Here is a 6,398-nt window from a genome sequence, read left to right as displayed (position 1 = left end):
CTCGACCAAGGTGATCCCCTTCCGGCTGGCCGTCAGCTCCCGCAGGAACGCCTCCTGCCCAGCCAGCAGCGGCTTGCGGTAGCCGCCGATCTTGGCAGGAGCCGTGCTGCCGGTCTGGCGCACCCGCCGGACCAGCTTGATCGCCGCCGAGGCACTGACCGCGAACCGAGCCGCCGCCTCGCGTGCCGAGGCGCCCTCCTCGACGGCCCGGACCAGGCGCTTGCGCAAGTCCTGCGACAGGGGTGCCGTCATCACCAGCCTCGCTGCTTCATCAGCAGCGTCGAATCAGAACCCGCGAGTCCATGCAAGCCTGAAGTGCTCTAGAGGCAACGGATGATCTCGGGCTTAGTCTCTCCCTCGGCAATGCGGCGCCGGACATAGTCGAGGGTGGGTTAGTGGGCCCGCATGCGGACGATGACCATCTGGTAGAGGGCAGCGTTGGCTTGCCAATTGCCGCCGCGGAGCAGCCCCTTGACCGCTATAGGAGCTTCAAGGCCGGCGAATCATATCGACCCCGGAGAGAACCATGACCCCGGCAGCGGGCAGCCTCCAAACCGACGCTTGACCTGAATACCCCGATTAGAGAGCGGTCACTAAGCCAGACGCTTATCCGAGGTGGGTCACCCCGCAGCAGACGAGCACTTAGCTAGCCTCCGGCGTACTTGTCGCCAATGCGGGGGCATGCGCCCTGGCCATCCAGTGTAGCCGCCCCAGATGGCAACCATGCAGCACGACCTCACCCTCAGCCGCGCCGCAGCGCTCGACCATCTAGCTCGTGCGATCCCGCGGACGGATCGCGCGTATGCCGAGGGGCGCAACACTGACCGCGGCCCTGAGGTGCAGCCCTCCACCACCGCCCTCTCGCCATACCTGCGGCGTCGCCTACTGCTGGAGGAGGAGGTCATCGACACCGTCCTTGCCGCACACGCGTCAGGAGAGGCCGCAAAGTTCGTTGAGGAGGTCTTCTGGCGTTCGTACTTCAAAGGACATCTCGAGACTCACCCCTCAATCTGGACGGACTACCACCGGTTGGTGGCGGAGGGCCGGCACCGGCTGGCCACGCAATCGGGGCTGCGGCAGGTGTTTGAGGACGCGGTCGCCGGACGTACCGGCATCGAGGGCTTCGATGACTGGGCCAGCGAGCTCCTGCACACCGGCTGGTTGCACAATCACGCCCGCATGTGGTTTGCCTCGATCTGGATCTTCACTCTGCGTCTGCCTTGGGCGCTTGGGGCCGACCTGTTCCTGCGCCACCTGCTCGACGGCGATCCGGCCAGCAACACGCTGTCCTGGCGCTGGGTGGCGGGCCTGCACACGCGTGGCAAGCCCTACATCGCTCGCGCCGAGAACATCCGCCGCTACACGGAAGGTCGCTTCTTGCCATCGGGCCTGGACGAGAACCCGGCGCCGCTGGATGAAGTCGTGCCACACGCCACACTACCGCTGCCGTCCCCTGACCCGCTGCCGGGCGGCGAGGTGGCGCTGCTGCTGCACCTCGATGACCTGCACCCCGAGAGCCTGCCCCTGGGTAGCGCCCGCGTTGTTCGGGTGGGCGGGCTGCTGGCACACGCCCCGGGCGCGGCCGAGTCGGTGCGCCGCGCCGATGAGGCGGCGATGGCCGATGCCCTGGTTAGGGCATCGGCGCGCTTCGGCTGCCCGGCCGAACTGGTGACGGAGGGCTGGAGCGGAGCACTGCCGGTAGTCACCGCATGGGCGCCCGTCGGTCCCTCGGCGGAGGTGCTGCCAGAAGGCTGTAGACGGGTGCGGCGACACTGGGACGACCTCGTCTGGCCGAGCGCAACGCGCGGCTACTTCCAGGTTCGCAAGGCTATTCCCACCATTCTGCGGACCCGTGAGGAAGCTGCCGGTGCCATGCCACTGGTTACCGGGCGCACCTCAGCCCCGTAATTGCCCTCAAGCTCCGCCTCGCGTGCACCAGCGGGGTTCCTGCCGGTCCTCAGCGTGGGTTCCGGCTCATGAGTAGTACCCATCCGGCGAGCACCGCGGTGGCTGATCAGGCAGCGGCTGAGAGCGAGGCTGCGCGCGGCTTCCAGTGCCAAGGCAGGAGCTGGTCGAGGCTTGAGGCAGGGTGATCGGCGATGCGGGCGAGCACGTCGGCGAGCCAGGCACGCGGGTCGACGTCGTTGAGCTTGGCCGTGGTGATGAGGGAGTACATGGCGGCAGCACGCTCGCCGCCGCGGTCGGAGCCCGCGAACAGCCAGGCTTTGCGGCCGAGGGCGACGCCGCGCAGCGCCCGCTCGGCGGCGTTGTTCGTGAGGCAGATCCGGCCGTCGTCGAGGAACCCGGTGAATGCCTCCCAGCGTTTGAGGGCGTAGTCCAGCGCCTTGGCGAGGTCGTTGTGGCGCGACAGCCTCGCCCTGGTCTCGAGCATCCAGGCGTGGAGGTCGGCGACCAGCGGGGCCACGACGGTTTGGCGGTGCTGCAGGCGGTCGGCTGCCGGAGATCCGTTGACCTCGCGCTCGGCGTCGAACACGCGGTCGATGCGCCGCACCGCCTCGGCCGCGAGAGGTGCGCGGGCGACCTCGGCGAGTTCGAAGGCCTTCCGGCGGAAGTGCGCCCAACAAGCCGCCTCGGTAATCGGCCCCCGCTTGTGGTCGGGCCGGTAGAGCTCGCCGAACCCGGCATAGGCGTCGGCCTGCAGGATGCCCGTGTAGGCGGCCAGGTGGCGCCTCGGGTGCTCGGCCGTGCGGTCGCGCGAGAAGTGGAACAGGGCGGCCGGCGGGGCTGGCCCGGCAAAGGGCCGGTCGTCCCGGACGTAGGTCCAGAGCCGGGCCGTCACCGTCTTGCCGCGGGCCAGCAGGGGCACGGTGGTGTCGTCGCCATGCAGGCGCTCAGCGGCCAGGACATGGGCCCCGATAAGGGCGTGGATGGGCGCGAGCACCGCGGCCGCGGTGCCGACCCAGTCGGCCAGGGTGGAGACGCTCAGCTCCACCCCCTCCCGGGTATAGGTCTCGCTCTGACGGTTCAGCGGCAGGTGCTGGCCGTACTTGGCCTCCAGGACCATGGCCAGGAGGTTCGGCCCGGCGCGCCCACGGGCGATGGGGTGAAACGGCGCGGGCGGCTGGGTGATGGTCTCGCAGGAGCGGCATGAGAACCGCTCCCGCACCGTCTGGATCACCTTCCAGCTGCGGGGCACCACCTCCAGGGTCTCGGTGATGTCCTCACCCAGCTTGGAGAGCTTGCCGCCGCAGCATGGACAGGCGGAGGGCGACGGGATCACCACGCGCTTCCGCGGCAGGTGGGCGGGCAGAGGGCCACGGACCGGCTTGCGGGGCGGCGGTGCTCCTGGCCGGTCGCCACCCTGGCCCTCGGCCCGGGTCGCCTCCTCGGCCATGGTCGCGACGAGGTCGCCGAGCTCCAGTTCCAGCTGGTCGATGAGCTTGCGGCCGCGCTCGGAGGAGGCGCCGAACCGGTCGTGGCGCAGCTTGGCGATGACGAGCTTGAGGTGCGCGATCATCGCCTCGGCGCCCGTCGCCCGGACCTCCAAGCCCGTTGCACGAGCCTCCGCGGCGAGGCGGGCCTCGCGCTCCGCAGCCAGCGCCGCCCGGAGAGCCTCAATGTCTCCGGTCTGATCCGGCGCAGGCGTCATGGAGGGATTGAATCAGACGGCCGAACCCACCGCCAGCACAATCACCCCGGTCGTACCAGGATCAGCCCGCGACCTGTGGCCGGTAGGTGTGCTGCGGGTTCCGCCAGTCGATCCCGTCCAACATGTAGGCCAGCTGTGTCGACGAGATGGACACGGCGCCGTCCGCGGGCGCAGGCCACAGGAAGCGTCCCCGCTCCAGCCGCTTGGCGTAGAGCGACATTCCAAGCCCGTCATGCCAGACGATCTTGACCAGGTCGCCGCGCTTGCCGCGGAACACGTAGAGATCCCCGGCATGCGGATCGCGCCCGAGCGCCTCCTGCACCTGCAGCGCCAGCCCGTTCATGCCGCGGCGCATGTCCGTGTGGCCCACCGCCAGCCAGACCCGCACACCAGTGGGAACCGGGATCACCGCCGCAGCACCGACAGCACGCGGCGCAGCGCCGCCGCGTCCACGTCAGCCCCCACCCGAACAAGCGTGCCATCCGGCAGCGCGATCTCAATCCGCGGGTCCACCCCCGCCGCTGGTACCACGGGCCCGGGTGGCACCGCGTCGCTCACCTGCAGAGGCAGAAACACCGGCTCTGGCGCATGAGCTGCCGTGAGCCGCCCCTGCCGCAGCTGGCGCAGCTGGCGCCGCCAGTACCACAGCAGGCCGCGGCTGATGTCGTGCCGCCGGGCCACCTCGGACGTCCGTGCCCCAGGCTGCGCCGCCTCGGCCAGCACCCGCAGCTTGTCCTCGGCACGCCAGCGACGACGCCGCTCCACCCCGGTGATGATCTCCATCCCGCCCCCGTCCTTAGCGTCGCCCTTACGAGCGTCACTAAGGTCAGCGAGCCTCATCCCTCACAGAAGGCGGCCCTCGCCGGATGGGTACGGATCTTCTACCTTCAGGGGCCTGCTGCGCGGAGGCTCGGTGGGCGAGCACGCACGGGCGGCAACCCCGGCAAGGCGCTCCAGGCGGAGAGCGGTAAGGCCTGGGCTCGCCAAGGCGTTTGCGAGCTGCTTGAGCACCGGCAAGTGGGAAAGGGCACTGTCCGCGAAGATGCGTCCCAGCAGGTCCATCCCCGAGATGCCCACCGCCGTCCAGGCTAGCCGCCGCAGCAGCGACAGCGTCACCGTCGCGCCTGGACGCATGCCGTGGATCGCCACCACCACTCCGCCCTCCAGCGCCGCGCGGGGCGTGAAGCACTGGGGCGTGCTGACCATCCGCACAGGGCTCGGCAACGCACGTTTCACCAACCGTCCGACGACGCAACCATCGTAGATGGGGCACTTGGTGACCGTTCTACTCGCCTCTTCGGGTGGCCTTACTGAAGAAAGCCAATCCAGCGGCCGGCCAGCACTACGGCGGCCCATATGAGGAGCGAAACCGCCGCTGAGGCACGCAAAGAGCCATGTACCGCCCCGCCGGTGAGCGCGACCTGCCATCTGGGATTGGCGTGGACGACGGCAACGTTCAGCAGTGCAAGCCCGATCAGGCCAAGCTTCAAGAGAAAGGCTGGGTTCTCAGCATAGGTGAGCGGCCGAGTACTGAAGAGCAGGAAGCCGGTGGCCGCAGCAAGCACAAAGCCGCAGGCGGCGACCCGGACGGAGGGTCCTGCAATCGCGCCCAGCGGGCTGCCGCGGAACAAGCCAAGGATACGGAGATCCAGGACCGCGATGCCGCCGAAGAGCAGAGCAAGGGCAAGAATGTGAGCGGCGTTGACCAGCGGGTAAGCGATGGCCGAGCGCGAGAGAGCCAGTGCGACCGGCCAGGCAGCCAGACCCTGAAGAAGCTCGAGCAGGTGAGCCTCAGCTCCGGATGCGCTCGGGGTAGATGTCGTAGGTCCGTTCACGCACCTGCAGGCGCACAGCCTTCATCCGGCGCTCACCTCGGTCCCGGGCCCGGTTGCCAATAGCCATAACCGTGTCGCCGGCTTTGGCCGAGGTCCCGTCGAAGCCGGCCCGTGCGGTCTGGTTGGGGTTTCCGAGTTCCACCAACCAGAGGCCGTCGCCGGGAACATCGACGCGGAGAGTGGGATGGGGCTGACCGACATAGACCTCGCGGATGGTCCCACGAAGTTCCTGCTGCTCGTCCTCCGCCCAAGACCAGCCGTGATGTGCGGCAGCGCCCGTCAGACGACCGGTCATGCCCAGGATAGCCAAAACGCCAGCGGCTCCCAGCACGCGCCTGGATACCTTGTCTGTCACTGGAGCCTCCACCCATTGCTTGCCGTTCATCAAGTAGCACGGCCAGCGAGGCGTCGTGGAGAACTACTGTCCCGCCTCGATGGGTGAGCAGGCCTGGGCGGCGACCTCGGCGAGACGCCTGAGGCGGAGCGCGGTCAGCCCTGAGCCCGGCAGGGCGGCGGCGATCTGCTTGAGCCCTGGGATGTGGGAAAGAGCACTGTCGGCGAGGCTCTGCCCGAGCAGGTCCGCTCCGGAGGTGCCCGCCGCCGTCCAGGCGAGCCGGCGCAGCAGCGACAGCGTCACCGCCGCACCCGGGCGCATGCCGTGGATCGCCGCCACCTGCCGCAGCAGCGACAGCCCGCGCAGCGGCGTTGTCAGGTTGGCGAGGCCGGAGGGGCGTGGCAGCCTACATCGCATGACCTCTCCAAGCCCTTATCGAGGCTTCCGCTACCCAGCCGAGGTTATCCAGCATGCAGTGTGGTTGTATCACTGCTTCAGCCTCAGCCTGCGTGACGTCGAGCTGATCCTTGCCGCGCGTGGGGTCGTGGTCAGCTACGAAACCATCCGCGAGTGGGGCCTGCGGTTCGGCCGGCTGTTCGCGAACGAGCTGAAGCGGCGT

General features: G+C 69.0%; 8 protein-coding genes and 1 pseudogene. 1 reads left to right on the top strand and 8 read right to left on the bottom strand.

Annotated elements, in window-relative coordinates:
- A pseudogene (locus tag BO39_RS28790) lies at positions 1 to 252 on the bottom strand (hypothetical protein); the annotation flags it as partial.
- A gap of 471 nt (positions 253 to 723) precedes the next feature.
- On the opposite strand from BO39_RS28790, the gene BO39_RS28785 reads away from it, so the two are divergent.
- Positions 724 to 1,908, top strand: a complete 1,185-nt coding sequence (locus tag BO39_RS28785; protein WP_084698663.1) for an FAD-binding domain-containing protein — start codon at positions 724 to 726, stop codon at positions 1,906 to 1,908.
- Positions 1,909 to 2,014: 106 nt separating this feature from the next.
- On the opposite strand, the gene tnpC is transcribed toward BO39_RS28785, so the two are convergent.
- From tnpC to BO39_RS28750, 7 genes are all read right to left on the bottom strand, one after another.
- A complete protein-coding gene (gene tnpC / locus BO39_RS28780) occupies positions 2,015 to 3,610 on the bottom strand; it encodes an IS66 family transposase (RefSeq protein ID WP_043840238.1) in 1,596 nt (531 codons plus the stop codon).
- 61 nt (positions 3,611 to 3,671) lie between these two features.
- Entirely contained in the window at positions 3,672 to 4,019 is a 348-nt protein-coding gene (gene tnpB / locus BO39_RS28775) for an IS66 family insertion sequence element accessory protein TnpB (RefSeq protein WP_043840237.1), read from the bottom strand.
- Positions 4,016 to 4,393 carry an IS66-like element accessory protein TnpA gene (gene tnpA / locus BO39_RS28770; protein WP_043840235.1) on the bottom strand — a complete coding sequence of 126 codons (378 nt, stop codon included), beginning with the start codon at positions 4,391 to 4,393 and terminating at the stop codon, positions 4,016 to 4,018. The genes tnpB and tnpA overlap by 4 nt, the downstream gene beginning before the upstream one ends.
- A 60-nt stretch (positions 4,394 to 4,453) precedes the next feature.
- A complete protein-coding gene (locus tag BO39_RS28765; RefSeq protein ID WP_169742901.1) occupies positions 4,454 to 4,834 on the bottom strand; it encodes a hypothetical protein in 381 nt (126 codons plus the stop codon).
- 83 nt (positions 4,835 to 4,917) lie between these two features.
- Entirely contained in the window at positions 4,918 to 5,445 is a 528-nt protein-coding gene (locus tag BO39_RS28760; RefSeq protein WP_245615467.1) for a DUF2214 domain-containing protein, read from the bottom strand.
- Positions 5,402 to 5,830 carry a DUF6152 family protein gene (locus BO39_RS28755; RefSeq protein WP_245615466.1) on the bottom strand — a complete coding sequence of 143 codons (429 nt, stop codon included), beginning with the start codon at positions 5,828 to 5,830 and terminating at the stop codon, positions 5,402 to 5,404. Before BO39_RS28755 ends, BO39_RS28760 begins: the two co-directional genes overlap by 44 nt.
- 33 nt (positions 5,831 to 5,863) lie before the next feature.
- Positions 5,864 to 6,196 carry a hypothetical protein gene (locus tag BO39_RS28750; protein WP_043840229.1) on the bottom strand — a complete coding sequence of 111 codons (333 nt, stop codon included), beginning with the start codon at positions 6,194 to 6,196 and terminating at the stop codon, positions 5,864 to 5,866.
- Positions 6,197 to 6,398: the final 202 nt, after the last annotated feature.

This window comes from Roseomonas aerilata DSM 19363, from assembly GCF_000711725.1.
Classification (GTDB): Bacteria; Pseudomonadota; Alphaproteobacteria; order Acetobacterales; family Acetobacteraceae; genus Roseomonas; species Roseomonas aerilata.
This window is presented reverse-complemented; position numbering and strand designations above follow the sequence as displayed.

Excerpts from the sequence above, each read along its gene's own strand:
- BO39_RS28785 (WP_084698663.1), top strand. The coding sequence starts at position 724 with ATGCAGCACGACCTCACCCTCAGCCGCGCCGCAGCGCTCGACCATCTA.
- tnpC (WP_043840238.1), bottom strand. The coding sequence starts at position 3,610 with ATGACGCCTGCGCCGGATCAGACCGGAGACATTGAGGCTCTCCGGGCG.
- tnpA (WP_043840235.1), bottom strand. The coding sequence starts at position 4,393 with ATGGAGATCATCACCGGGGTGGAGCGGCGTCGTCGCTGGCGTGCCGAG.
- BO39_RS28755 (WP_245615466.1), bottom strand. The coding sequence starts at position 5,830 with ATGAACGGCAAGCAATGGGTGGAGGCTCCAGTGACAGACAAGGTATCC.
- BO39_RS28750 (WP_043840229.1), bottom strand. The coding sequence starts at position 6,196 with ATGCGATGTAGGCTGCCACGCCCCTCCGGCCTCGCCAACCTGACAACG.